24 protein-coding genes and 1 tRNA gene are annotated in these 24,077 nt (G+C 75.3%); 13 read left to right on the top strand and 12 right to left on the bottom strand.

The genetic code is table 11. The features are described 5' to 3' along the window. Window positions 1-28: 28 nt before the first annotated feature. Window positions 29-478 carry a MarR family winged helix-turn-helix transcriptional regulator gene (locus ABT014_RS20420; protein WP_350640399.1) on the bottom strand — a complete coding sequence of 150 codons (450 nt, stop codon included), beginning with the start codon at window positions 476-478 and terminating at the stop codon, window positions 29-31. Between the two features lie 63 nt (window positions 479-541). Further along, a complete protein-coding gene (locus ABT014_RS20415) occupies window positions 542-3,694 on the bottom strand; it encodes an AfsR/SARP family transcriptional regulator (protein WP_350640398.1) in 3,153 nt (1,050 codons plus the stop codon). A gap of 178 nt (window positions 3,695-3,872) precedes the next feature. Between ABT014_RS20415 and ABT014_RS20410 the strand changes: the two genes are divergently transcribed. Next, window positions 3,873-4,649 carry a ricin-type beta-trefoil lectin domain protein gene (locus tag ABT014_RS20410; protein WP_350640397.1) on the top strand — a complete coding sequence of 259 codons (777 nt, stop codon included), beginning with the start codon at window positions 3,873-3,875 and terminating at the stop codon, window positions 4,647-4,649. Window positions 4,650-4,751: 102 nt separating this feature from the next. On the opposite strand, the gene ABT014_RS20405 is transcribed toward ABT014_RS20410, so the two are convergent. From ABT014_RS20405 to ABT014_RS20385, 5 genes are all read right to left on the bottom strand, one after another. Further along, window positions 4,752-5,633 carry a geranyl diphosphate 2-C-methyltransferase gene (locus ABT014_RS20405; protein WP_350640396.1) on the bottom strand — a complete coding sequence of 294 codons (882 nt, stop codon included), beginning with the start codon at window positions 5,631-5,633 and terminating at the stop codon, window positions 4,752-4,754. Between the two features lie 15 nt (window positions 5,634-5,648). Further along, entirely contained in the window at window positions 5,649-6,974 is a 1,326-nt protein-coding gene (locus tag ABT014_RS20400; protein ID WP_350640395.1) for a family 2 encapsulin nanocompartment cargo protein terpene cyclase, read from the bottom strand. Window positions 6,975-7,249: 275 nt separating this feature from the next. Next, window positions 7,250-8,662: a family 2B encapsulin nanocompartment shell protein gene (locus ABT014_RS20395; RefSeq protein ID WP_350640394.1), complete on the bottom strand. Its 1,413-nt coding sequence runs from the start codon at window positions 8,660-8,662 to the stop codon at window positions 7,250-7,252. Window positions 8,663-8,990: 328 nt separating this feature from the next. Beyond that, window positions 8,991-9,332 carry a VOC family protein gene (locus ABT014_RS20390; protein WP_350640393.1) on the bottom strand — a complete coding sequence of 114 codons (342 nt, stop codon included), beginning with the start codon at window positions 9,330-9,332 and terminating at the stop codon, window positions 8,991-8,993. 204 nt (window positions 9,333-9,536) lie between these two features. After that, window positions 9,537-10,496, bottom strand: coding sequence for a D-2-hydroxyacid dehydrogenase family protein (locus tag ABT014_RS20385; RefSeq protein ID WP_350640392.1), 960 nt, complete (start codon window positions 10,494-10,496; stop codon window positions 9,537-9,539). 111 nt (window positions 10,497-10,607) lie between these two features. On the opposite strand from ABT014_RS20385, the gene ABT014_RS20380 reads away from it, so the two are divergent. From ABT014_RS20380 to ABT014_RS20370, 3 genes are all read left to right on the top strand, one after another. Continuing rightward, window positions 10,608-11,204 carry an HD domain-containing protein gene (locus ABT014_RS20380; RefSeq protein WP_350640391.1) on the top strand — a complete coding sequence of 199 codons (597 nt, stop codon included), beginning with the start codon at window positions 10,608-10,610 and terminating at the stop codon, window positions 11,202-11,204. Window positions 11,205-11,265: 61 nt separating this feature from the next. Continuing rightward, window positions 11,266-11,703: a PGPGW domain-containing protein gene (locus tag ABT014_RS20375; RefSeq protein ID WP_350640390.1), complete on the top strand. Its 438-nt coding sequence runs from the start codon at window positions 11,266-11,268 to the stop codon at window positions 11,701-11,703. A 157-nt stretch (window positions 11,704-11,860) separates the two neighbouring features. Beyond that, the gene (locus tag ABT014_RS20370; protein ID WP_350640389.1) at window positions 11,861-13,231 is read left to right on the top strand and encodes a histidine-type phosphatase; all 1,371 of its coding nucleotides are present in this window, start codon (window positions 11,861-11,863) and stop codon (window positions 13,229-13,231) included. A gap of 60 nt (window positions 13,232-13,291) precedes the next feature. On the opposite strand, the gene pip is transcribed toward ABT014_RS20370, so the two are convergent. Further along, window positions 13,292-14,251: a prolyl aminopeptidase gene (gene pip / locus ABT014_RS20365; RefSeq protein ID WP_350640388.1), complete on the bottom strand. Its 960-nt coding sequence runs from the start codon at window positions 14,249-14,251 to the stop codon at window positions 13,292-13,294. A gap of 115 nt (window positions 14,252-14,366) precedes the next feature. Between pip and ABT014_RS20360 the strand changes: the two genes are divergently transcribed. Next, the gene (locus ABT014_RS20360) at window positions 14,367-15,110 is read left to right on the top strand and encodes a Clp protease N-terminal domain-containing protein (protein WP_350640387.1); all 744 of its coding nucleotides are present in this window, start codon (window positions 14,367-14,369) and stop codon (window positions 15,108-15,110) included. Window positions 15,111-15,188: 78 nt separating this feature from the next. Here ABT014_RS20360 and ABT014_RS20355 read toward each other — a convergent pair whose 3' ends face one another. Then, a complete protein-coding gene (locus ABT014_RS20355; protein WP_350640386.1) occupies window positions 15,189-15,551 on the bottom strand; it encodes a DoxX family protein in 363 nt (120 codons plus the stop codon). 127 nt (window positions 15,552-15,678) lie between these two features. Here ABT014_RS20355 and ABT014_RS20350 point away from each other — a divergent pair, with 127 nt between their 5' ends. After that, window positions 15,679-16,530 carry a LysR family transcriptional regulator gene (locus ABT014_RS20350; RefSeq protein WP_350640385.1) on the top strand — a complete coding sequence of 284 codons (852 nt, stop codon included), beginning with the start codon at window positions 15,679-15,681 and terminating at the stop codon, window positions 16,528-16,530. 25 nt (window positions 16,531-16,555) lie between these two features. Here ABT014_RS20350 and ABT014_RS20345 read toward each other — a convergent pair whose 3' ends face one another. Continuing rightward, window positions 16,556-17,365 (bottom strand): DUF1963 domain-containing protein, encoded by an 810-nt coding sequence (locus ABT014_RS20345; RefSeq protein ID WP_350640384.1) that lies wholly within the window; start codon window positions 17,363-17,365, stop codon window positions 16,556-16,558. 77 nt (window positions 17,366-17,442) lie between these two features. Between ABT014_RS20345 and ABT014_RS20340 the strand changes: the two genes are divergently transcribed. Continuing rightward, window positions 17,443-18,447 (top strand): hypothetical protein, encoded by a 1,005-nt coding sequence (locus ABT014_RS20340; protein ID WP_350640383.1) that lies wholly within the window; start codon window positions 17,443-17,445, stop codon window positions 18,445-18,447. A 10-nt stretch (window positions 18,448-18,457) separates the two neighbouring features. Here ABT014_RS20340 and ABT014_RS20335 read toward each other — a convergent pair whose 3' ends face one another. Next, the gene (locus ABT014_RS20335) at window positions 18,458-19,174 is read right to left on the bottom strand and encodes a tetratricopeptide repeat protein (protein WP_350640382.1); all 717 of its coding nucleotides are present in this window, start codon (window positions 19,172-19,174) and stop codon (window positions 18,458-18,460) included. Window positions 19,175-19,362: 188 nt separating this feature from the next. Here ABT014_RS20335 and ABT014_RS20330 point away from each other — a divergent pair, with 188 nt between their 5' ends. Further along, complete coding sequence (locus ABT014_RS20330; protein ID WP_350640381.1) at window positions 19,363-19,662, top strand: hypothetical protein; 300 nt, start codon at window positions 19,363-19,365, stop codon at window positions 19,660-19,662. A gap of 184 nt (window positions 19,663-19,846) precedes the next feature. On the opposite strand, the gene ABT014_RS20325 is transcribed toward ABT014_RS20330, so the two are convergent. Then, window positions 19,847-19,941: transfer RNA gene (locus ABT014_RS20325), tRNA-Cys, on the bottom strand. A gap of 168 nt (window positions 19,942-20,109) precedes the next feature. Between ABT014_RS20325 and ABT014_RS20320 the strand changes: the two genes are divergently transcribed. From ABT014_RS20320 to ABT014_RS20300, 5 genes are all read left to right on the top strand, one after another. Then, window positions 20,110-20,556 (top strand): MarR family winged helix-turn-helix transcriptional regulator, encoded by a 447-nt coding sequence (locus ABT014_RS20320; protein ID WP_350640380.1) that lies wholly within the window; start codon window positions 20,110-20,112, stop codon window positions 20,554-20,556. After that, window positions 20,549-21,961: an MFS transporter gene (locus ABT014_RS20315; RefSeq protein ID WP_350640379.1), complete on the top strand. Its 1,413-nt coding sequence runs from the start codon at window positions 20,549-20,551 to the stop codon at window positions 21,959-21,961. Before ABT014_RS20320 ends, ABT014_RS20315 begins: the two co-directional genes overlap by 8 nt. Before the next feature lie 190 nt (window positions 21,962-22,151). Further along, window positions 22,152-22,640, top strand: coding sequence for a MarR family winged helix-turn-helix transcriptional regulator (locus ABT014_RS20310; protein WP_350640378.1), 489 nt, complete (start codon window positions 22,152-22,154; stop codon window positions 22,638-22,640). 88 nt (window positions 22,641-22,728) lie between these two features. After that, window positions 22,729-23,112 carry a BlaI/MecI/CopY family transcriptional regulator gene (locus tag ABT014_RS20305; protein ID WP_350640377.1) on the top strand — a complete coding sequence of 128 codons (384 nt, stop codon included), beginning with the start codon at window positions 22,729-22,731 and terminating at the stop codon, window positions 23,110-23,112. Next, window positions 23,109-24,074 carry a M48 family metalloprotease gene (locus tag ABT014_RS20300; protein ID WP_350640376.1) on the top strand — a complete coding sequence of 322 codons (966 nt, stop codon included), beginning with the start codon at window positions 23,109-23,111 and terminating at the stop codon, window positions 24,072-24,074. The genes ABT014_RS20305 and ABT014_RS20300 overlap by 4 nt, the downstream gene beginning before the upstream one ends. Window positions 24,075-24,077 lie beyond the last annotated feature (3 nt).

The raw sequence follows: 24,077 nt of genomic DNA, 5'->3' as shown, positions 1-24,077 counted from the left end.
CCGGCGCCCGGCCGCCCGCCCGGCCGGGTCAGTCCCGGCCGAGCAGGCCCCCGTCGACGAAGCGCCGGAACCCGCGGGCGAAGGCCTGCGCCTCGTCGGCGGGCCAGCCGGCCAGCGTGCCCTCGATGTGCGCGGCCAGCCGGCGCCGGGTGGTCCCGATCGCCTGCTGCCCGGCCTCGGTCAGGGTGAGCAGGGTGGCCCGGCGGTCGGACGGGTCGGGCTCGCGCCGGAGCAGCCCGGCCGTCTCCAGCCGGGTGGCCCGGCGGGTGACGCCCGAGCGGTCGAGGCCGATCTCCTCGGCGAGGTCGGCGGCGCTGCACGGCCCGGTGCGGGCCAGCCCGCTGAGCACCGGGTAGGTGACCTCGTCCACGGCCTCGCCGAGACCCTCGGTCAGCCGGGCGTACAGCTGCGTGCGGGCGGTGCGCCGGAGCAGTACACCGAGTGCTTCGGCGATCTCTTGTCCCAGTTCGTTCGGCATGCCCCAAGAATAGCGTGCGTGCCGCACACAAAGCGGCACACCCGCCGCGACCCCCCGTGAACCTCAGGCATCCTCGCGGAGCAGGCCCGACAGTTCCGCCGCCTCCGGCCGGCCCAGCTCGGTGTAGATCGCCAGGGCGGCCGTGCGGTCGGCGCGCGCCTCGTCCGTCCTGGCCAGCCGGAGCAGGCAGCGGGCCGAGCCCGCCAGGGCGCGCGCCTGGTCGGAGCGGCTGCCGGTGGACCGGCCCAGCTCCAGCGCGGTCCGGTGGTGCGCCAACGCCTGCTCGGCCTCGCCGAGGGCCAGCAGGGTCTCGCCGAGGCCGTGGTGGGCGTTGGCCCGGCTGCCCTGCTCGCCCAGCCGCTCCGCCAGCGCCAACGCCTGCCGGAAGAAGGCCGAACCCTGGGCGTGCCGGCCCGACTCCAGGTGGAGCAGGCCGAGGATGTTCAGGGTCTCGGTCTCCGCCGCCGGGCTGCGGATCGCGCGGTGCACCTCCAGCGCCCGTTCCAGATGGTGGCCGGCAGCCTCCCAGTCGCGCCGGTTCACCCCGACCAGCCCGAGGTTGTTCAGCGCCGCGCCCGCTCCGCCGCGGTCCCCGATCTCCTCGTAGATCCGCAGGGCGGCCTCCAGGCTCGCGGCGGCCTCCGCCAGCCGTCCCGACTGGCGGTGCACGATGGCGATGTTGTTGAGCATGTCGCCCTCCGCCGACCGGAATCCGGTGGCGCGGTGGATGTCGAGGGCGCGCCGGTAGTGCTCCAGCGCCTCGGAGAACCGGCCGAGGCGCTCGTGGACCAGGCCGAGGTTGCCCAGCGAGGCGCCCTCGCCGGGCCGGTCGCCGAGCTCCCTGCGCAGGGCCAGCGCCCGCCGGTGGTGCTCGAAGGTCTCCGGCATCCGCCCCAGGCGTTCGTGCACCTGGGCGAGGCTGTGCAGCGCCGTGCCCTCCGCCCGCCGGTCACCGAGTCGGACGGCCAACTCGCGCCCTGCGGTGAGCCGTTCCAGCGCCTGCGGGTAGCGGGCCAGCCGGTACTCGGTGACCCCGAGCCGCAGCAGCGCGTCCGTGCGCTCCCGGTCGGTGCGCGCCGCGGCCAGCGCCAGACCGTGCAGCGCGTGCGCCTCCGGGTAGCGGCCGGTCACCTGGAGGTCGTGGTGGAGCAGGGCGGACAGCGTGGCGAGCCGGTCGGGCCAGCCGCCGTCCGCGGCCGTGCCGGCCAGCGCGAGCAGGTTGGCGCGCTGAGCGTCCAGCCACGCGCGGGCCCGCTCGGGCCGGTCCAGCGCGGGCCCGGGCACGGCCGGCGCGCCGACGGCCGGGCGGTGGCCGCGCTCGTACGGGTAGAGCAGGTCCATGGCCGCCGCGGCGGTGTGGGCGCACTGGTCCAGCAGGCGTTCCAGGGCCGCGCGCCGCTCCCCGGGGCTGTCCTGGCGCGCGGTCAGCTCCCGGGCGTAGTCGCGCAGCAGGTCGTGCGAGGTGTAGCGGCCGGGGCCGACGGGCTGGGTCAGGTGGGCCCGCTGCAGCTCGTCCAGGACGCGGTGGGCGTCGGCGGGGGAGGAGCCGGTCAGCGCCGCGACGGCGTGGTGGTCGACGTGCCGTCCGGGATGCAGGCCCAGCAGCCGGAACGCCCGGGCGGCCGGCGGCGGCAGGTGCCGGTTCGACCAGGAGAGCACCGATCGCAGGTCGGTGAACGGGTCCTGCCCGCTGCCGAGCAGGTCCAGGCGCCGGCGCTCGTCGGCGAGTTCGGCGGTCAGCTCGGTCAGCGTCGCGCCGCCGCGGGAGGCCGCGAGCTCGGCCGCGATGCGCAGGGCCAGCGGCAGCCGGGCGCAGCGCTCGGCGAGCGGGGCGAGCGCCCCGCGGTCGGTGTCCTCGCGTTCGCCGACCAGGCCGGCGAGCAGGCGGACGGCGTCGTCCAGCGGGAGCAGGTCCAGGGTGATCCGGCGGGCGCCGTCCCGGGCGACCAGGCCGCCGAGGCTCTCCCGGCTGGTGATCAGGACGCCGCAGGAGTCGCCCGGCAGCAGCGGCCTGACCTGCTCGGCGCAGTAGGCGTTGTCCAGCACCACGAGCAGCCGGCGGCCGCTGACGGTGGACCGGAACCGGCCGGCGAGTGCGGCGGTGTCCCCGGCGGCGTCCCGGGGCAGGTCCGTGCCGAGGGCGTGCAGGAACTCGGCGAGGACGTCGTCGGGCCGGCGCGGCCGGTCGGGCCCGTAGCCACGCAGGTCGACGTAGAGGCACCCGTCCGGGAACCGCGCCCGGGCGCGGTGGGCCCAGTGCAGCACCAGGGCCGACTTCCCGACGCCGGCGGGCCCGGTGATGGCCACCAGGACGGCGGGGCCGGGGTGCGGGTCGGGCTGCGACATGGTCGTGGAGAGGAGGTCGAGTTCGGCGCCGCGCCCCACGAACGGCTGCTGGCCGGGCGGGAGTTGCCAGGGCGCCGGCGGGCCGGTCGGGCCGGCGGGGGCGGCGCCGCGGGGCAGGTCCAGGGCCGGGTCGCCGCGCAGGACCTGCTGGTGCAGGTCCCGGCTGGAGCTGCCGGGGGCGACCCCGAGTTCCTCGTCCAGCAGGGTGTACAGGCGGCGGTAGGCGTCCAGCGCCTCGTGCTGGCGGCCGCTCCGGTACAGGGCCAGGATCAGCTGGCCCCAGAGCCGCTCGCGTAACGCGTGCTCCTCGACCAGGCCGCGCAGTTCGCCGACCAGCTCGTCGTGCCGGCCGAGCGCCAGCCGGGCCTCCACGTGGTCCTCCAGGGCGCCGATCCGGGCGTCCTCCAGGGCGCGGGCCTGTTCCTGGACCGCCGGGGGCAGCGGGAGTCCGGCCAGCACCGGGCCGCGCCACAGGGCGAGCGCCCGGGTGAGGACCTCGGCGGCGGCGCCGGCCCGCCCCTCGCCCAGGGCGAGGCGGCCCTCGGCCGCCAGCGCGGTGAAGGCGAGCGCGTCCAGGCCGTCCGGCCCGGCGGTCAGCAGATAGGCGCCGCCGGCCGAGCGCAGCGCCGGGCCGTGCGGTGCGCAGCCGGCGAGCAGCCGGCGCAGATCGGCCGCGTACTGCCGGAGGTTGGCGGCGGCCGAGCGGGGCGGGTTGTCCGGCCACAGCGCCTCGGCCAGCAGGTCCGCCGGCGTGGTGGTGTTGGCGCGCAGCGCGACCGTGCCCAGGAACACCCGGGCCAGCCGGCGGGGCGGCGGAAGGACGTGGTCACCGGAGCGGGTCTCCAGCGGACCAAGGACGCGTAGCTGCACGGTTCTCCTTCGACTCGGGCCCACAGGTGGGCAGTTGGCACCCGGTGGCCCGGGGCGCGGCGCCAGTATCGCGCGAAACGCATATGCCGCCGTATGCGCCGACGTGTACGGGCCCTGCCGAGGATGGGCGCACCGGGCCGCGGACGGCGGCCCGGTCACGACCGATGGGGAGGATGACATGGGAGGACGGACAGCCGGCGGGTCCGCGCTGCGGCGCCTGGTGCTGACGGTCCTGATGGCGCTGTGCCTGGCGGGGCTGGCGGGCGCGCCCGCGTCGGCGCAGGGGGCGCCGGAGGGCCGGGCGGGTACGGCGGCGGTGTCGGCGCAGGCGGCCGACGCCTGCAAGCCGGTGGTGCAGGGCACGTTCGCCACGGCGACCTGTACCCGGGACGCCGGGACCCGGTGGTACCTGTACGTGGCGTGCCGCACCTGGGACGTGACCGATCCCGGCTACATCGCGTACGGCAACATCGTCACCGGCAGCGGGACCTCCAGCGCCGGCTGCTCGGGCAGCTCGTTCGTCAACAACGCGCTGATCTACACCTTCCCGCCGCAGCCGACCGCCGTGACCGGGCCGATCGTCGGTGTCTTCTCGGGGAAGTGCGTCGACGTCGACAACGGCTCCAACCGGGACGGCACGCCGGTGCAGATGTTCCCGTGCAACGGGACCGGCGCCCAGACCTGGTCGATCATCTCCGACGGCCGGATCGCCGCCCTCGGCAAGTGCCTGGACGTGAAGCACAACGGCACCGCCAACGGCACCGTCGTGCAGCTCTACACCTGCAACGGCGGCGGCAACCAGCAGTGGGTCCGGACCGCCGACGGCGGCCTGCGCAACCCGCAGTCCGGCAAGTGCCTGGACAACCTGGGCTTCAACACCGCGGACCGGGCGCCGCTGGGCATCTGGGATTGCAACGGCCTCAGCAACCAGCAGTGGACGCTGCCGGTCGGCTGACCGGCAGCCGGGCAACGGCCGGCCCCGGCACCGCACCCCCGTACGCGGGGGCGGTGCCGGGGCCGGCCTGGCACGGGTGGGCGGCGCTCACCCGGCGGTGCCTCAGACGCGGTCGGCGGCGATCAGCAGGTACTGGAAGGAGCCGTCCCGGTAGGAGTTGATGAAGGCCTCCTCGATGCCCGTGACCAGCGAGGAGGTGGCCCGCAGCTCCCAGTACGGCAGGGTGGCCGGGGTCAGGTCGATGACGGCCTGCGGCACCAGGCGGTTGTCCGCCATCGCGCGCATGTACTCGCGGCGGGAGTGGATGTTGCACTCGAAGTGCGCGTTGATCTGCGAGACCCACTTCGAGGGCTGGCCGTACCGGGGGTTCCAGCAGCCGGTGATGGTCACGTAGCGGCCGCCGACCCGCAGGATCCGGGAGTGCTCGGCGAACAGGTCGTCCAGGTCGACGTACATGCTCGACTCGTTGTTCCACGAGCCCGCGGCGGTGCCGGTCCCGAACGGCGTGCTCAGCATGTTGCAGACCCGGGCCTGCACCGAGTCGTCGATGCCCAGCTCGCGGGCGCGCCGGTTGCCGAACTCGGCCTGCTTGGCCGACAGCGTGACGCCCTCCACCGTGCAGCCGAAGCGCTGGTGGGCCATCACCATCGAACCGCCGCGGCCGCAGCCGGCGTCCACCAGGGTGTCGCCGGGCCCGATCTCGCCGAGGTGGTCGAGCAGGACCTCGGCCTGCGCCGACTCCAGGCGGTGCAGCTCGGCGATCAGCTTCTTCTCGTAGGTGCTGTCCTCGGGGTCGCCGAGTGCCGCGTGGTCGACGTCACCGATGCCGTAGTGGTGGTGGTAGAGGCCGTCGACATCACCCAGGCGCAGGTTGACGGGCCGGGCCTCGTGGTCCCAGTAGCGGGCGATGTCACCCTGGTACGGCGTCGCCGGGCCGGGGATGAACGCCTGGGCGGTCGTGGTGGTGAGCTCGGTGTCAGTCACAGATCAATCCGTTCTTTACCAGAAATCGGGCAGGCTGTAGCGGTAGGTGTTGGTCCGGTGCCAGTGGTGGTTGCCGTCGACCCAGGCGGCCACACCGCGCAGGAAGCGCAGCAGGCTGGGGTCGGGGAGGGTGGCGGCCAGCTCGGCGGCCTCGGCCTCGAAGGCGTGCATGAGGTCGTTGTGGACCTCGACCGCCTTCAGGTAGCCGTCGCGGGCCGATCGGCCCTCGCGTTCGGCGATCACCACCGGAAGGTTGAGGTGCCGGCCGGGGCTGGCCAGCTCCTTGGTGTACGAGTACAGGTCGTTGACGATCGTGGTGGCGTTCCCGGCCAGCGCGATCACCCGCTGCAGGGCGGGCGTCGCGTGCAGGTCCGCGGGGAGCTCGTAGCCGCCGACGGTGTCGGTGATGGTGGGGCAGGGGCGGAAGTTGTTGAACTGGCGCATCGCCAGGTACTCCCACACCTCCGGGACGTGGTCCGCCTCGGCCCAGGCCGCCTCGGCGAGGTACCCCATGTGCAGCCGGGCCATGTCGTGCCGGTACCGGTCGCTCTGCGAGGGGCTGGCCTGCTGGACGAAGTACTGCATGGCCGAGCGGTAGGCGCGCCGCGGCGCGTCCGCCGACAGCGAGGCCGCCCAGTCCGGCGCGTACTCCGCCGTGGTGTGCAGCGGGTCGAGTGCGGTGTGGGCCAGCAGCAGCCGGCTGCCCAGCCCGACGGGGGAGCCCCCGTGGTCCTCGCAGTACAGGTCGTCGAGGGCGTTCTCGGCCGCCATCAGCCGGGTGGCGATCATCAGATGGTCGACGGTCGGGGCATCGGGATGGCAGCCGACCATGTAGCGGCCGAGTGAGAAGCCGTCGAACTGGTCCTCCCAGTCCGGCGGGAACATCTCGACCTCGTCCACCGCCCAGTCCTTGATCCGGCGGCTGACCTCCGCCACCCGGACCGGGTCCGGCTCGGGCACCGGGTGGTGGTACAGGCCCGGGACGGGCCGGCCGGCCGGCTCCTCGAGCACCTCCGGCGCCTGGAGGCGGGTCAGGTACAGCGCGGCGGTGCCCAGCCCGCTCGGGCCGCGCAGGATCTGCTCCAGCGCCGGGCGCGCCGCCGGGGCCGGGACCTCGACGGCCTCGACGGCCTCGGCGGCGGTGATCGCGGCGGGCGGCCCGCTCGGGCCGCGCGGGATCTGTTCGAGCGCCGGGCTCGGTACCTCGGGTGCGGCGACGGCTGCGGCCGGGGCGACCTCCGGCGGACCGTCCGGCGTGGCGACCGCGATCGCGGCGCGGGGGGCGAGCGAGGGCGGCCCCGGCAGGACCGGCCGCTCGGGGGGAGGCGCAGGAACGGGCATCCGTAGCTCCTTGGTGGGAAGGGGTCGACGTCCCCGGGGCCCGGGAACCGGGGCACGCCGGGCCGGGGGAAGGGGGAGGTTCTGGTGTGGGCCTGGGCCCTGCGCCGGGCGTCTCACGGCAGGTCGGATCGCCGGAACCGCGGGGCGGGTGCACACCCGGCAGGGTCCGGTCGGATCGCGCGCCCCGCCGTGCCGCCGCGCGCGGTCACCGGGGCACCACGGCGCGCGGCACGTCGCCGCGCGCCGTGGGGTGCGGCAGAGGGGCGGAGCGGGGACTAGTCGCGCCGGTGGCCGATCTGCACGTTCTCCAGGACGCCGAGCGCGTCGGGCACCAGGATCGCCGCCGAGTAGTACGTGGTCACCAGGTAGGAGATGATCGCCTTCTCGTCGATCCCCATGAACCGCACGGACAGGCCCGGCTCGTACTCCTCCACCAGGCCGGTCTGGCGCAGGCCGATGACGCCCTGCTTGTCCTCCCCGGTCCGCATCACCAGGATCGAGGTGGTGTTCTCCTTGGTGATCGGGATCTTGCTGCAGGGGAGGATCGGGACCCCGCGCCAGGCCGGTACCTGCTGGCCGCCGAGGTCGACGTGGTCCGGGTAGAGCCCGCGGGCGTTGAACTCGCGCCCGATGGCCGCGATCGCCCGGGGGTGCGCGAGGAAGAACCGGGACCCGCGCCGGCGGCAGAGCAGCTCGTCGAGGTCGTCGGGGGTCGGTGCCCCGGAGTAGGTCTGGATCCGCTGCTTGAAGGCGGCGTTGTGGAGCAGGCCGAACTCGCGGTTGTTGATCAGCTCGTGCTCCTGGCGCTCGCGCAGCGCCTCGATGGTGAGCCGGAGTTGCTCCTCGGTCTGGTTCATCGGCTCGTTGTAGAGGTCCGCGACCCTGCTGTGCACCCGTAGCACGGTCTGGGCGATGGACAGCTCGTACTCGCGCGGCTTGAGCTCGTAGTCGACGAAGGCGCCGGGCAGCTCGGCCTCGCCGGTGTGGCCGGCCGACATGGCGATCTCGGCCTCGCCGTGCTTGTTCTGCCGCTGGAGCGGGAGCGCGGTGAACCGGTCGAGGTGCTCGCCGAGCCCCGGCGCGGTGGCCAGCACGGCCTGGAAGTCGGCGCGCGAGAGGGTGAGCAGGGTGCCGGCGGTCTCCGCCGTGGCGGTGGACTCCCACCGGGCGTCGGCGTCCAGCAGGGCGCCCTCGCCGAAGTGGCCGCCGTCGGCGAGGACGGCCACGGAGACCACGTCCCCGTACTGGCCGACCGAGGTCTGGCCGATCCGGCCGTGGGCGATCAGGTGGATCCGGTCCGCGGGGGCGCCGCGCTCGACCAGCACCTCGCCCGGACGGAAGTCGCGCTGGACGCAGCGGTCGGCGAGCGCGGTCAGCACGGCCACGTCGTCGAAGCCGCGCAGGGCGGCGAGTTCGCCGAGCTCGCGGGGGATCACCCGGACCCGGGCGCCGTCCTGGACGAAGTCGATCCGCCCGTCCCCGACGGTGTAGCTCAGCCGCCGGTTCACCCGGTAGGTGCCGCCCTTGGTCTCCACCCAGGGGAGCATCCGCAGCAGCCAGCGGGAGGTGATCTCCTGCATCTGCGGGGCGGACTTGGTGGTGGTGGCAAGGTTGCGGGCGGCTGCTGTGCCGAGGCTGCTCTGTCCGGTCGCCTGCGACTGCGTCGGCTGGCTGGTGTCCACCGTCATCGGGCGGGCTCTCCTTCACAAGGGCGGTGACCGGCACACGTCCACGGCGTGCGACCGGCCGAGCGACGGACGTCCGCGCGGGCCGCAAGATCCGTTCGTCTCAGCAGCAAGCTAGCCGCCGGTGCGGTGCGTCAGGTCCGCAAGCCGCCGCCATTACCCCGATGCGGTGATCTTTCCCGGTCCGGGGTTTGCGGAGCGCTTCGGTGGTATCCAGCAAGGGAGTTGGCCGGATTCCGCCCTTCGGTCGCCGGGTACGCCGGAGCCCCCACCACGTCCGCGCGTGGTGGGGGCTCGGTGGGGCGCCGCCGGCCGCGCGGGCCGGGTCGGCTCACGGCAGCTGGCGCAGGCCGATCACGTTGCCGTCCGGGTCGGTGACGGAGGCGACCAGCAGGCCGCCGCCCACGTCGTGCGGCTCCTCGGTGGTCCGGGCGCCGGCGGCCACCAGCGCCCGGAGGGAGGCGGCGATGTCCGGCACGTCCCGGAAGCAGACCGGGCCGCTGCCGTTGTCGTTGCCGTCGGGGACCAGGCCGATCTGCTGGCCCTCGAACTCGAAGCCGACGTAGTACGGCGTGTCCGTCGTCGGCTCGGAGCCGAGGTAGGCGCCGTAGAGCGCCTTGGCCCCGGCGAGGTCCTTGACGTGGTAGATGATCACGGTGATGCCGCTGCTCATGGCGCTGGTTCTCCTGCTGCTCGGTGGTGGTGCTGCGGCGCCCCCGTGGCGTCCGCCGGTGATCCCACGGTAGGGGCGGGGCCCGGCGGCCGCTTCTCCGAAACTGACCGATCGGGAAGCGGCCCCGCAGCGGCCGGCGGCCCCGGACGGGCCGGGACGCCTCCGTTGCCGGCGGGCGCAGCGCCCCGCGGGGGCCGCAGCCGGTCAGGCCAGCCGGCGGACCGGGTTCCGGGCCAGGAACGCGGTGATGTCCTCCACCGCCTCGCCGAAGTAGGAACGGTAGTTGCGCTCGGTCACGTACCCCAGGTGCGGGGTGGCGAGCAGGTTCGGCAGCGAGCGGTACTCGTCGTCGGCGGCCAGCGGCTCGGTCTCGAACACGTCCAGCCCGGCACCCGCGATCCAGCCCTCGCGCAGCGCCCGGGCCAGCGCGTCCCGGTCCACGATGGCGGCCCGCGAGGTGTTCACCAGGTACGCCGAGCGGCGCATCCGCCGCAGCTCGTCCACGCCGAGCAGGCCCCTGGTCCGGTCGCCGAGGACGAGGTGGATCGAGACGAAGTCACTGGTCTCCAGCAGTTCCCCCAGCGACCCGGCGAGGGCGGCGCCCGCCGCCCCGGCCCGCTCGGTGGTCAGGTTCGGGCTCCAGCCGACCACGTCCATGCCGAAGGCCCGGCCGATCCGGGCGGCCTCGGCGCCGATCTTGCCGAGACCGATCAGGCCGAGCCGGCGCCCGTACAGGTCGGTGCCGATGGTGCTCTGCCAGGGCCCGTTCTCCCGTACCGCGCCGCTCTCCCGGCCCAACTGCCGGGCCAGGCCCAGGATCAGGGCCCAGGTCAGCTCCAGCGGCGGCTGCGGGTGGCTGGCCGTGCCGCACACCGTCACCCCGTGCGCGGCGGCCGCGGCGAGGTCGATCGAGGCGTTGCGCATCCCCGAGGTGACCAGCAGGCGCAGCTGCGGCAGCCGGGCGAAGACCTCGGCGGTGAACGGCGTGCGCTCGCGCATCACCACCACGATCCCGCAGTCGCCGACCGCCTCCACCAGCGCGTCGACCGTGTCGAGGTGCTGTCGCAGCGGGCGCAGCTCGACCTGCCCGGCCAGCGGCGACCAGTCGGCGAACGAGCCCGCCACGCCCTGGTAGTCGTCGAGCACCGCACAGCGCACCGTCATCGGGTCTCCCACCACGCGCGAAGGTCCTGTTCGATCATGGAGCCTACCGGCGGGCCGCTCCGGGACGGCGGCGCGCCCCGGGACGGCGGGCCGCCTTGTTAAGCTGCGCCGATGACCTCACCCACCGTCCGGAGCGTGCGCGCGCTGCACGAGAAGTACGCTCCCGACCACGACGCCCTCGACCTGGTGCTGACCCACTGCGAGATCGTGGCCCGGATCGCACTCGGGCTCGCGGCCCGCGGCGGGCAGCCGGTCGACACCGAGCTGGTGGAGATCGGCGCGCTGCTGCACGACATCGGCGTCTACCAGGTCGGCGACGGCGCCTACATCCGGCACGGCGTGCTCGGCCACGAGATCCTGCGGGCCGAGGGCCTGCCGGAGTCGTACTGCCGCTTCGCCTCCTGCCACACCGGCGTCGGGCTGACCCGGCACGACGTGGAGAGCCAGCGCCTGCCGATCCCGGTCGCCGACTACCTGGCGGGCAGTGCCGAGGAGCGGCTGGTGATGTACGCGGACAAGTTCCACTCCAAGAGCACCCCGCCCCGGTTCCTCGACGTGCCTGCCTTCGCCGCCCGGGTGGCGGCCTTCGGGCCGGAGAAGGTCACCGCGTTCGACGCCTTGGTGGCCGAGTTCGGTGAGCCCGAGCTCGCGCCGCTGGTCGCCGAGTACGGCCACGCCTGGCAGCGGGGCGCGGCGCTGATCCGCTGAGCCGATCCGCCCGGGCGCCCGTCCGCGGCCGGGCGCGCGGGCGGCGGACTATGGTGGGTGGATGGCCGAGCAGCAGCGTTCCGGGCCGGAGGCACCGCCCAGGGCGGCGCACCCGGTGGCGCGGGTGGTCCTGGCGGTGGCCGGCACCGTGCTGGTCCTGGTCGGCGTGGTGCTGCTGGTGCTGCCCGGGCCGGGACTGCTGCTGGTGCTGGCCGGGCTGATCCTGCTCTCCCGCGCGGTCCCGGCGCTGGCCCGGTACGTCGAGCCGGTGCGGGCGCGCGCCCTCCAAGGGGCCGAGGCCAGCGTGGCCTCGTGGTGGCGGATCCTCGGGTCGGTGCTGGCGGGCATCGGCCTGATCGCCGCCGGGGTGGTGTGGGGCGTGGTGGCGGTCCTGCCGTTCTCAGGCTGGAGCACCGGCTCCAGCCTGATCCTGTCCGGCTTCGTGCTGCTCGCCCTGCTCGCCTGGAGCCACCACCGGGTGCACTCCGCCGGCCGCTGACGCCGGGTCCGGAGCTGACGCCGGGTCACCGCCGCCGGTGCGACGTTCACCTGTTGCTCATCGGCACTGCCCGCGGGCGACGGCCGCCATTTCGCCCGTGCTGGGAGCCTGCGGGGCGCCGATCCCCCCGGCGTGAACCCGCCCGAAAGGCCCCGATGTGAAGCGCACCGCCTCCCTGGCCGCCGCTGTGGCCGCGTCGTTGACCGTCACCGTGATCCTCGGCACCGGCGCCGCCGCCGCGCACGACCGGCCCGGCGGCTCGTCCGCCGACCGGGACCTGTACGGGACCAAGGCCCCGTACGCCCCGCAGCAGGCGGTGAACCGGTACCAGCGCGCACCGCGCGGGTTCACCCCGGTCTTCACCGAGAACGTCGCCCGCCACGGCTCGCGCGCCATGTCGGACGGTGAGGACGGTGACGCGGTGCTGGCTGTCCTGCGGCGCGCGCAGGAGCAGCAGGCGCTGACCGGGCTCGGCGCGCGGCTCGCCCCGCAGGTGCAGACCCTGCTGGACGCCGCCGCCGGGATCGGCTACGGCAACCTCTCCGGTCGGGGCGTCCAGGAGCAGCAGCAGATCGCGCGGCGACTGGAGCAGCGGCTGCCCCAGCTGTTCGCGGCCGTCGCCGCCGGGCACGAGCCGATCGTGGTCGAGACCTCCGGGGTGGCCCGCGCGGTCGCCAGCGCCAACGCCTTCACCGGCGGCCTGGCGGCCGGCGACCCGGCGGTGGCCGGCCTGATCCAGGCACCGGTCACCGACAAGAACCTGCTGTACTTCCACAAGCAGCCGCAGAACGCCGACTACCAGGCCTACCTGGCGAGCGACCCGCAACTGGCCGCCGTCCTCGCGCAGATCGACGGCCGGCCGCGGACCGCCGAGGCGGCCGGGCACGTCGTCGCGCGGCTGTTCCGCGCCGACTTCGCCGCCGCGATGCCGGTGGCCGACCGGATCGCCTTCGCCCGGTCGCTGTACCAGCTCTACAGCGCGGCCCCCGACCTCGCCGTCGAGGCGCCGGCCGTGGACCTGCGCCCGTTCCTGACGGACGAGGACGCGCGGTGGTTCGCCTACCTGGACGACGCCGAGGAGTTCTACCGGTCGGGCCCCGCGTTCGCCGGGCGCACCATCACCTACAAGATGGCCGGCGTGCTGCTGGACGACCTGTTCGCCCGGGCCGAGGCCAAGGCCGCCGGGACCAGCGCCGACGGCGCGGTGCTGCGCTTCACCCACGCCGAGGAGGTGGAGCCGCTCGCCGCCCTGCTCGGCCTGCCCGGCAGCACCCGGCCGGCCCCGGCGGACCAGCCGTACGCGTACCGGACCAACCCGTGGCGCGGCGCCGAGGTCGCGCCGATGGCCGCCAACGTCCAGTGGGACCTCTACGCGAGCACCCCGAAGGACGGCAAGCCCGCCGAGCACCTGGTCCGGATGCTCTACAACGAGCGGGAGACCGCCTTCAAGGCGTCCTGCAGGCCGATCGCCAAGGGCAGTTACTTCTACGACCTCGACGAGCTGAAGCGCTGCTTCGGACGGGCCTGACGGCCGGCGCGGCCGCCGCCCCGGGGTGCCGGGGCGGCGGCGCGTGCGGGGTTCAGCGGTTCAGCGGTCCTTGAACTCCTCGATGGCCTCCCGGACCAGGCGCTGCATCGTCTCGCTCCCGGCGTGCCCGGAGTCCTCGACGATGTGCAGGCGGGCGCCCGGCCAGGCCTTGGCCAGCTCCCAGGCGGTCTGCACCGGGCAGCCCATGTCGTGCCGGCCGTGCACCAGCACGCCCGGGATCCCGGCCAGCTTGCCGGCGTCGCGCAGTAGTTGATCCTCCTCCAGCCAGGCGCCGTGGCCGAAGTAATGGGCGCAGATCCGGACGAACGCGATCCGGTCGTCCTGGTCGCGGTCGCTGTACATGCCGGGGATGTTGTTGGGTTCGCCGGAGATGACCGCGTCCTCCCAGGCGAGCCAGTCGGCCGCGGCCTTCTCCCGGACGGCCCGGTCGGGGTGCTCCATCAGCCGTGCGTAGGCGGCGAGCAGGTCGCCGTCCCGCTCGGCCTCGGGGACCGCGTCCCGGAACCGGTCCCAGGCCTCGGGCTGGAAGCGCCCGGCGCCCCGGTACAGCCACTCGGTCTCGGCGGGGCGGGTCGTGGTCACCGCCGGGATCACCATCTCGGTGACCCGCTCGGGGTGCTGCTGCGCGTACGCCAGGGCCAGCGTCGACCCCCAGGAGGCGCCGCTGAGCAACCACCGTTCGATGCCGAGGTGTTCGCGCAGCCGCTCCATGTCGTCGATCAGGTGCTGCGTGGTGTTGAGGCTCATGTCCGCGGCCGGATCGCCGGCGTGCGGGGTGCTGCGGCCGCAGTTGCGCTGGTCGAAGCGGATCAGCCGGTAGCGCTCCGGATCCCAGGCCCTGGTCGGGCGCCGCGAGCTGCCCGACCCCGGGCCGCCGTGGACGGAGAGCGCCGGCTTGCCGTCGGGGTTGCCGAGCTGCTCGTAGTAGACGAGGTTGCCGTCCCCGGTGTCGAGGAATCCGTGGTCGTAGGGGCTGGTCGGAGGATAGAGGTCAACCATGGGCGTGGATCCTACGCGAACGTCCGCGGTCGAACAGCCCTTCCGGGCAGGCCCGTTCACGATCGGGGCCGGTCGTCGGACGGATCGGGACGGGGTGTCAACCGAGGGTTGACACATGGATGAGTCCCTGCAGTTGACCAGCCCTGTCCGGCTCGACGACCTGATCGCCGGTATCAAGAAGGTCCACCCCGACGCGCTCGACCAGCTCTCCGGCGCCGTGATCGCCGCCGACCACCTCGGCGAGCTGGCCGACCACCTGATCGGCCACTTCGTCGACCAGGCACGCCGCTCCGGCGCCTCCTGGAGCGAGATCGGCCGCAGCATGGGGGTCACCCGGCAGGCCGCGCAGAAGCGCTTCGTGCCGAAGGACCCGGGCGAGCCCTCCGACCTCGACCCGAGCCAGGGCTTCGGCCGGTTCACCGTGCCGGCCCGCAACGTCGTGATCACCTCGCAGAACGAGGCCCGCACCGCCGGGAACGACGAGATCGGCACCGGCCACCTCGTGCTCGGCCTGCTGGCCGAACCCGAGGCCGTCGCCGCCCGGGTGATCGAGGCACAGGGCGTCACGCTCGCCGCCGTCCGCGAGGCCGTGACCGCCGGGCTGCCGCCCGCCGCCGCCGAGGTGCCCGGCCTGATCCCGTACGACGCGCCGGCCCGCAAGGTGCTGGAGCTGACCTTCCGGGAGGCGCTGCGGCTGGACCACCGCCACATCGGCACCGAGCACCTCCTGCTCGCCCTGCTGGAGCAGGAGGCCGGCGCCGGCGTGCTCTCCGGGCTGGGGCTCGACAAGGCGGCCGTGGAGTCGGCCGTGGTCACCGCCGTCGCGGCCGAGCTCGCCGCCGGGGCCGCGGACGCCTGACGGCGGGCGCCCGCGGCGCGGTGATGCCTGAGGTCGGCTGATCCCGAGGCCGGCTGATCCCGAGGCCGGCCGATGCGGTCACAGCCAGCCGGTGGCCAGCCAACTCGCCACCGCTGCCAGGGTGATGAGGGCGGCGTTGAGCGCCACCCGGCGGTCCTGACCGGTCAGGTGGACGGCGATCGCCCCGACCTGCAGGGCCACCAGCCCGAGGGCCGCGGCCAGAGCCAGCGCCGGGGCGACGCCGGTCGCCGGCGGCAGCAGCAGCCCGAGGGCGCCGAGCACCTCCACGGTGCCCAACGCCCGGACGGCGGGCAGGGGTACGCGGTCGACCCACGCCATCATCGGGCGCAGCCCGTCGGGGCTGCGGGTCAGCTTGAGCACTCCGGCGTAGAGGTAGAAGGCGGCGAGCGGTCCGGCGACGAACCAGTAGGCGGTGGTCATGAGGGTCCTTCGAGGTCACCGGAGGCGATGGATGCTCCGTCGGTCATGATCCGAGTCCACCGCCGGTGCCCGCCCGCTGTCCAAGACCCGTTCCGGGCAGCTGATACCCCACGGGTATCGTGGCAGCGTGGAGCTACGTACCCTGCGCTACTTCGTGGCGGTCGCCGAGGAACTCCACTTCGGCCGCGCCGCCGCCCGCCTGCACATCAGCCAGCCGCCGCTGAGCCGGGCGATCAAACAGCTGGAGACCGACCTCGGCGCCCTGCTGCTCGCCCGCTCGCCCGCCGGGGTCGCGCTCACCCCGGCGGGCACCGTGCTGCTCGACGAGGCGCGGGCGCTGCTCGACCGGGCCGACCGGATCCGCACCCGGGTGGCTGCGGCGGCCGGCGCCGCGACCCTCACCGTCGGCATCCTGGGCGACGGCACCGACCCCGGCGCCGGCCGGCTCGCGGCGGAGTTCCGGCGCCGCCACCCCGGGGTCGACATCCGCATCCGCGACACCGACCTGACCGATCCGACCTGCGGCCTGCGCGCCGGACTGGTCGACGTCGCGCTCACCCGGGCGCCCTTCGACGACACCGCCCTGACCGTCCGTGAGCTGCGCGCCGACCCGGTCGGCGTGGTGCTGCGCGCCGACGACCCGCTCGCCCGGCGCGACCGGGTGGCCATGGCCGACCTGGCCGACCGCCGGTGGTTCCGCTTCCCGCCGGGCACCGATCCGCTCTGGCAGGCGTACTGGCACGGCGGCGAGCCGCGCGAGGGCCCGGTGGTCCGGGTGGTCCACGAATGCCTGCAGGCCGTCCTGTGGAACGGCACGGTCGGCGTTGCCCCGCTCGGCCACGACCTGCCCGGGAACCTGGCGGTGGTCCCGCTCGCCGACCTGCCACCGAGCCGGGTGGTCGCGGCCTGGAACACCGGTGACCGCAACCCGCTGATCCAGGCGTTCGTGCGGCTCGCGGCGGCCGCCTACCGCCCCTGAGCCGGCCGCCGTCGAACCGCCGCGCTCAGCAGGCCCGGTGGGTGACCGGGCGGCCGGGGCAGCTTCGGCACTCGAAGAGGTACACGCCGCCCAGGTCGCCCAGGCTCAGATCGGCGCCCTCGGCGGGGGCGGCGCGGTCCTCGACCGGGGTCCACGCCCATCGGCAGTCGTGCTCCTCCGTGCTCTCCACCGTCAGCAGGTGGTGCATCGGCGCCCGGCAGCCGGCGCAGTGCGGCCACGGCTGCTCCTGCGCCCAGCCGGGCCAGCCGCCGACCTTGGTGCCGGGCGCGGTGGACAGGTGGTACTGGTAGTCCCAGCCGGTCTCCGCCTCGACCTGCTCGATGCGGTCCTCCAGCGCGTCCCAGAGGTCCTGCGGCAGGTCCCAGCTCGCGTACTCGGTGACCCGCTCGGGGTGCAGGACGCAGGGCCGCGGCACCTGGCCGTACCCGGGCTCCGGCGGGGCCGGTGGCGCCGGCCGGACCGCTCCGACGGCCGCGGCGGACCGCCGGTGCACGGAGGGGACGACCCACCGGTGGTCGTGGCGGCGCGGGCACCAGAGCACCTGGAGCAGGTCGCAGCCGGGCGGGAACGGCGCCGGGTCCGGCACGTCGGCGCGGTACAGCTGGACGACCGGGACCATCGGCGAGCCCGGGTGCTCGGGGCAGAGCGGCCACGGTTCCTCGGCCGGCCACCGCAGCGGCCCGCCGAGCGAGCTGTCGCCCGGCCCGGGCTCACCGCGCCGCGGATGCAGCCGTACGGTGTTCCGCCGGAAGGCGGCCACCTCGGGGAAGAGCGCCTCGACGTCGAGCGGGCGCGGGGGAGTGCGTCTGGTCACCGCCGGACCGTACCCGCGGCGCCCGGCCGACCGCACCCGGAATTCCGGCCGACGGCGGCCTTGCTACGGTCGCCCCCGTGGACAGGGAACCCGTGGACAGGGATACGTGGGAAGCGTGGCACCGGGCCGTCTACGGCTGCGGAGCCTGGGAACGGGCCTGCCGCCAGGCGGAGTTGCTGGTCGCCTGGCACGACCTGCAGGGGTTCGCCCTCGGCGGGTCGGCCGTACGGGCGGGAGCGCGGCCCGGCCCGAGGGTCAAGTGGCCCTGGCGGACCGGGCCGTTCACCGTCGGGCTGCTGTTCTGGCGCGCCGCCCACGACACCGGGGTGCTGGTCGACCGGGCCACGCTGGTGGACGCCTTGCGCCTCTGCGAGCCCGCGGCCACCGCGTTGGCGGCCGGTCCCGTCCCCGACGACGCCGACCTCCACTGGGCCGGGATCGGCAGCGTCGCGGCGGTGGCCGCCGTCGGACGGGTGGTGCGGGCTCATCTCGCGGACGGGGAGCAGCAGTTCGCGGTGACCCTCGGCCATCGCGCCCGGGAGCTGCGGGCCACACCCGACTGGGACCGGGGCGACTGGCAGACGCCCGTTCTCCTCGCCCGCCGGGCGATGGGGCGGACGGACGACCTGCGGGCGGCCGGCGCCTGGCGGCCCACCGCCGAGGAGCGCTCGGCCGCCGGGCGGACCGGTCCGGACCTCGAGCGGGTCACCGCCAGGACGCCCGTACCGGCCGACGGACCGCCGGCCTGGGTCGTACGGGCTGCGCGGGTGGCCCGGCTCGGGCCCGCGCTCACGGCCGTCGCCGACCGGCTGCCGGGCGGGGCCGACGGCCGGCCGGGGCCGCTGGCGGAGGTGCTCGGCGCCGCCGCCGGCGCCTGCGCGTGGCTGAGCACCGGGGCCGACGAGCTGGCGCGCGAGTGGGAGTGGGAGCGGGAGCGGGGGAGCAGCCCGGACCGCCCCGCCGACCCGCAGGCGTGGGAGCTCGCCCAGGTGCCGGCTGCGCTCCGGACGCAGATCGAGGAGACCGAGCAACTGCTGGGCGCGGTGGGGGTGTTCCTGTGGCAGGTGGTGGTGTCCGGCTGACCGTCGACGGTCAGTAGAAGTCGCCGCGGTGGTGGGCCGGGTTGACCGCGTCCCGCCGCTGCTGGTGCAGGGCGGCCGTCCGAGCCGCCGCCGACTCCCGCAGGTGCGCCTCGCTCTGCAGGACCATCATCGACCCGAGCGCGTGCCGCCGGGTCAGCGGATTGTCCACGCACGCCCGGTACAGCGCGCTCGCCCGCTCGACGTCCTGGAACAGCGTGCGGTACACCTCGGCCGCCCGGTACTGCCCGTACGGGTGGTTGCGGCCCGCCGCCGCGAGGAAGTGCTCCAGGGCGTGCGCTGCCGGGCTCCGCGACAACGGCAGCAGGCGCTCCAGGTACAGCTCGCCGAGCGCGAGCATCGCCTCGGGCTCGCCACGGTCGGCGGCGATCCGGTACCAGCGGGCGGCCTCGTCCAACGACCGGGCGATCCCCGCCTGCGGGCACCCCTGGTGGTGGAGCGTGGCCAGGTAATGGGCGGCCCGCGGGGAGTCCGTGCACTGCCGCAGCCGGGGCACCGCGCTCGCGTACCGCCCCTGCGTGAAGTCGATGTGCCCGAGGAGTTCGACGGCCGCGCCGTGTCCGGCGTCGGCGGCCGGCGCCAGGAAGAAGGCGGCGGCGTCGCGGTGCGTGGTGCCGTTCCAGCAGTGCAGGCCGATCCGGTAGTACTCCTCGGCCGTGGCCGGCTCCCGGCCGTCCACGGTGAAGTCGATCCCCTGCCACCGCACCACGCCGCCGCCTCCGTCACCTCGTCCCGGCCGATCGGGAGCCATTGTGCCCCAGCCCGCCGACCGGGTGCCGGGGGTGTCCGGGTCCGGCCCGGGCGACACCGTTGGGCGTCCTGGGAGTGCGACACGCCGGTGGGGATTGTTTGCTGGGCGGGACCGGTACGCGGTGACGGAGCGAAGGGGACGAGAACATGGCTGTGGTGATGTCGATGCACTGGGCCGGGGTCACACCCGAGCAGTACGACGCGGTGCGGGACGCCGTCGACTGGGAGGAGGTCCCGGCGGCCGGCGGCCAGGTCCACGTGGCCTGGTTCGACCCGGAGGGCCTGCACGTGGTCGACGTGTGGGAGTCCCAGCAGGCCTTCGAGGCGTTCCTCTCGCAGCGCCTGGCCCCCGCCGTCCAGCAGGCCGGCATCGCCGGCGTCCCCGAGACCTCCTTCCGCCCCCTCCACCGCCGCTTCGTCGCCCCGGGGATCGGCGGCGCAAGCTAGGGCTTGTCTGACAATTCCCGCCGGGCGCGCGACGCCGGGCATCCCGGCTGGACGCACCGGCGAAACGTCCAAGTACGTCCAGTACGAGGACGCTTCGCCGGCACGCCCAGCCGGGCGCCCACCGCCGCGCGCTCATCCGACGCGAATTGTCAGACAAGCCCTAGCGGCGCGGGGGCCGGACCGGCGGAGAGGGCAGGATTCGAACCTGCGCGGGCCCGTACGGACCCTGCTCGGCCGTTGCCGGCCTGGCACCCGATCAGCCGCTCCGGGCACCTCTCCCTGGGCCAGGGGCGGCGCGAACTCCCCTGGCGTGCCTCCAGGATGCCGAGGTGTCCTGACCCGCGACTGACCCTCGGCTGACGAGCCGCTGGTCGGCCCGGCCGACCGCAGTCCGGGCTGTGCAGGTGAAACTGTACAGTCGAGCCTGTCGGTCCTAGGCTGGGATGGGTGAACCCGAGCCCGCGCCCGTCGCCCTCCGCCGTCCAGGCCTCCCGTGAGGTCCGTGCGGTCATCAGCCGGCTGCGCCGCCGGATCCTCAGGGCCGCGGAGGCCGAGGACATCACCCTCGGCCAGGCGTCCGTGCTGGCCCGGCTCGCCGACCGGCCCGGCGTCACGGCCAGCGAACTCGCCTCCGTCGAGGGCGTGCGCCACCAGTCCATGACCTCGACGGTGGCCGCGCTGGCCACCCTCGGGCTGGTCGACCGACGGCCCGACCCCGCCGACGGACGCCGGCTGCTGATCGCGCTGACCCCCGAGGGGCAGCGCCGGGTGGAGGAGGGTCGGCAGGCCCGGCAGGAGTGGCTCGCCGGGCGGTTGCAGCAGCGGTGCACCGAGGACGAGCGGCGGACCGTGATCGCCGCCATGGCCGTACTGGAGCGCCTGACCCATGACTGAGCTGAGCACGGCCCGGCGCGAACGGACGGCGCCCGCGGGCTTCGACCGGCGGCTGCTGCCACCGATGCTGCTGGGCTCGGTGCTGAACCCGATCAACTCGACGATCATCGCCGTCACGCTGGTCCCGATCGGCGTCGCGCTGGGCGCGCCCCCCGCCCGTACCGCCTGGCTGGTGTCGGCGCTCTACCTGGCCACCGCGCTCGGGCAGCCGGTGGTCGGCCGGCTGATCGACCTCTTCGGCCCGCGCCGGCTCTACCTGCTCAGCACCGGTCTGGTCGGGCTCGCCGGGCTGATCGGCACGCTGGCCCCCGACCTCGGGGTGCTGATCGCCTCGCGGGTCCTGCTCGGCTTCGGCACCTGCGCCGGCTATCCGGCCGCGATGGCCCTGCTGCGCAGCGAGGCCAGGCGCACCGGGCGGGACAGCCCCGCCGGGGTGCTCACCGCACTCGCGGTCGCCAACCAGACCATCGCCGTGATCGGCCCGCTGCTCGGCGGCCTGCTGATCGGGCTGGGCGGCTGGCGCGCCACCGTGGCGCTGAACGTGCCGCTGGCCGCCACCGCCGTCGTGCTCGGCCTGCTGCGGCTGCCCAAGGAGAGCGGTGCCGCGCCGACCGGTGCGACCGAGCGCCCGGCGCTCGACCTGCCCGGCATGGGGCTGTTCGCCGCGACGCTGGTCTCGCTGCTGCTGTTCCTGATGAACCTGCACCTGCGCGACTGGTACCTGCCGCTGATCACCGCCGCCGCGGGCGCCGCCTTCGCGGTACGGGAGTTGCGGACCCCTGGCCCGTTCATCGACCTGCGGGTGCTCGCCGGCAACGGCCCGCTGCTGGCCACCTACGCCCGCGCGCTGGTCGCCTACGTGGTGGCGTACTCCTTCCTCTACGGCTTCACCCAGTGGACCGAGCAGGGCTACGGGCTGTCGCCGCTGCACGCCGGGCTGGTGCAGATCCCGATGTTCCTGGTCGCGATCGGGGTCTCGGTGCTGTCCGGGCGGCGCCGGGGCGTGCGCGGCAAGCTGCTGGTCGGCGCGCTCGGGCAGATCGTCGCCTGCGGGGTGATGCTGACGCTCACCGCCGGCAGTCCGGTGTGGGCGGTGGTGCTGGTCGCCCTGGTCTTCGGCGTGCCGCAGGGGTTGAACAGCCTGGCGCTGCAGAACTCCGTCTACGTCCAGGCCGATCCCGACCGCACCGCCTCCTCCGCCGGCCTGCTGCGGACCTTCGTCTACCTCGGCTCGATGGTCGCCTCCGCGACCGCCGCCGCCTCCTTCGGGCCGCGCGCGGACAGCGGCGGCATGCACCAGCTGGCCTGGATCATGCTCGGCGCGGGCGTCCTCTCCCTGCTGCTCACCGTCTTCGACCGCACCCTCGGCCGCGCGACGGCCCAGACCGGCCCGGCCGGCCCGTAGCCGGCACCCCCGGGCCCGGGGACCGGCCGCCCCCGTGGGTAGCCCGGCGCCGACGGTCTACAGTAATGTCGACATCAGGAGCGCCCCCGGGCTCCGGCACCGGCTCCCGCGCCCGCAGACCCGCGCCGGTCCGGCTGCCGTACGCCGGGGCCGCCGCAGCACGGAGTCGGCCGGTAGGGACGGAGTTCGGATGTACGACGGGCGGAAGGGCTCCTCCAGTCCGCTCCAGCAGACCGTCCACCTGCTGTCCCTGGCGGGTGACCGGGCCCGCCGGCGGCTGGCCGAGCGGCTCGACGCGCAGGGCCGCAGCCCCGCCCAGCTCGCGATCCTCTCCACCCTCGCCGAACTCGGCCCGCACGCCAGGCCCGACCTGGTCGCCCGTGCCGACACCGACCGCGCCGAGACCCTGCGCACCCTCGACGACCTGCGGGCCGCCGGCCTGGTGGACCACCTCCAGGTGCAGTTCGGCGACCGCCAGCAGGTGGTCCTGATCACCCCGGCCGGACGGGTCGCCCTCGACGCGCTCTACGCCGAGGTCGCCGCCGTGCAGGACGACCTGCTGACCCGGCTCACCCGCGGCGAGCGGGCCCAACTCAACGCGCTGCTGCGCCGGGTGTGCGCCACCGCCGACCCGCGCGGCACGCCGGCCGCCGACCCGCCGCGGCACGGCGCCGGCTGATCCGGGCCACCCCCGTACCCTGAGCTGCACTACACTCCGACGTCGGTCACGTCGGTGCCGACATCGCGGACGGAAGGCGAGGTGCCCGGTGACAGAGGCGGTACGCCGCCAGGCCGGCGAACTCGAGGGCGCCGTGCTGGCCGCCTTGTGGGCCGCCGGACGCCCGCTGACCGGGCCCGAGGTGCAACAGGCCCTCCCCGGCGAGCCCGCCCGCACCACCGTCGCCACCATCCTGTCCCGGCTGCACGACAAGGGCACCGTACGGCGGACCCGCCACGGCCGCGGCTTCGCCTACAGCCCCGCCGTCGAGGACCCCGCCGCCCTCACCGCGCACCGGATGCACACCGAGCTGGACCGCGGCGGCGACCGCCCCGGCACGCTCGCCCGCTTCATCTCCCGGCTGAGCTCCGACGACGAGCAACTGGTGCGCGCGCTGCTGGAATCGCCCCCCGCCCCGCAGGAGCGGCGGTGACCTGGGCGGTCTGGGCGCCACTGCTGCTGCCCTGGATCACCGTCCCCGCCGCGCGACGCCTCGCCGCGCTCCTGCCACCCCGACCCGCCGCCCTGCTGCTCGCCGGCTGCGCCGCCCTCGCGGGCGTGCCGGCGGCCGCGGCGACGGCGCTGCTCGCCGCCGCCGCGCTGCTGCACCTGCCCGCGGTGGCGGCGCTCGGTCACCTCTCGCCCGCCCTGCTGCCGGACGGGCCCGCCGCGCTCGCGCTCGGCACCGCGGCCGTCCCCGGCTGCCTGGCCATCGGCTGGGCCGCGCTGCGCACGCTGCACCGCCACCGCCTGCGCCACCTCCACACCGAGATCCGCCGCACGGCCGTCTCCCGCGCCGGCGACGTGGTCGTGCTCGCCGACGACGGCGCCGACGCCTACGCGCTCCCCGGCCGGCCGGGCCGCCGCGGCCGACCGGGACGCTCCGGCCTCGTGGTGGTGACCACCGGCATGCTGCGCGCCCTGGACGACGACGAACGCGCGGTGCTGCTCGCCCACGAACGCGCCCACCTGGCCGGCCACCACCACCTGCTGGCGGTCACTGCCGACCTCGCGGCCTGCCTGCACCCGGCCCTGCGCGGGCTCCGCCGACCGCTCGCCTACCAGGCGGAGCGCTGGGCGGACGAGGTCGCGGCGCGCACGGTGGGGGACCGCCGCCTGGTGGCCCGCGCGGTGGGCCGGGCCGCGCTCGCCGCGGGCGCCGCACCGGCGGCCCGCCGCCCGGCCGGGGCGTTCGCGGCCACCGCCGGGCCGGTGCCCCGCCGGATGGCGGCCCTGCTCGCACCGGTGGCCCCGGCCCGCCCGGTCGCGGGTCGGGCCACTGCGGTGCTGCTGCTGTGCCTGCTGGGGTCCGCGGCGGCGACGGTGGAGGCGACCGGGGACCTGCACGAGAACATCGAGACCGCGCAGTGCGCGGTCGGACGGCCGGCGCCGTAGCGC

The sequence above is a fragment of the Kitasatospora sp. NPDC094015 genome (genome assembly GCF_040304075.1).
Classification (GTDB): domain Bacteria; phylum Actinomycetota; class Actinomycetes; order Streptomycetales; family Streptomycetaceae; genus Kitasatospora.
The sequence above is the reverse complement of the archived record's forward strand: the minus strand, read 5'-3'. Positions and strand labels throughout refer to the sequence as shown.

Bases quoted from the DNA above. Each gene is read 5' to 3' on its own strand.
- ABT014_RS20420 (WP_350640399.1), bottom strand. From the start codon at position 478: ATGCCGAACGAACTGGGACAAGAGATCGCCGAAGCACTCGGTGTACTG.
- ABT014_RS20410 (WP_350640397.1), top strand. From the start codon at position 3,873: ATGGGAGGACGGACAGCCGGCGGGTCCGCGCTGCGGCGCCTGGTGCTG.
- ABT014_RS20400 (WP_350640395.1), bottom strand. From the start codon at position 6,974: ATGCCCGTTCCTGCGCCTCCCCCCGAGCGGCCGGTCCTGCCGGGGCCG.
- ABT014_RS20395 (WP_350640394.1), bottom strand. From the start codon at position 8,662: ATGACGGTGGACACCAGCCAGCCGACGCAGTCGCAGGCGACCGGACAG.
- ABT014_RS20390 (WP_350640393.1), bottom strand. From the start codon at position 9,332: ATGAGCAGCGGCATCACCGTGATCATCTACCACGTCAAGGACCTCGCC.
- ABT014_RS20385 (WP_350640392.1), bottom strand. From the start codon at position 10,496: ATGACGGTGCGCTGTGCGGTGCTCGACGACTACCAGGGCGTGGCGGGC.
- ABT014_RS20380 (WP_350640391.1), top strand. From the start codon at position 10,608: ATGACCTCACCCACCGTCCGGAGCGTGCGCGCGCTGCACGAGAAGTAC.
- ABT014_RS20375 (WP_350640390.1), top strand. From the start codon at position 11,266: ATGGCCGAGCAGCAGCGTTCCGGGCCGGAGGCACCGCCCAGGGCGGCG.
- pip (WP_350640388.1), bottom strand. From the start codon at position 14,251: ATGGTTGACCTCTATCCTCCGACCAGCCCCTACGACCACGGATTCCTC.
- ABT014_RS20360 (WP_350640387.1), top strand. From the start codon at position 14,367: ATGGATGAGTCCCTGCAGTTGACCAGCCCTGTCCGGCTCGACGACCTG.
- ABT014_RS20355 (WP_350640386.1), bottom strand. From the start codon at position 15,551: ATGACCACCGCCTACTGGTTCGTCGCCGGACCGCTCGCCGCCTTCTAC.
- ABT014_RS20330 (WP_350640381.1), top strand. From the start codon at position 19,363: ATGGCTGTGGTGATGTCGATGCACTGGGCCGGGGTCACACCCGAGCAG.
- ABT014_RS20315 (WP_350640379.1), top strand. From the start codon at position 20,549: ATGACTGAGCTGAGCACGGCCCGGCGCGAACGGACGGCGCCCGCGGGC.
- ABT014_RS20310 (WP_350640378.1), top strand. From the start codon at position 22,152: ATGTACGACGGGCGGAAGGGCTCCTCCAGTCCGCTCCAGCAGACCGTC.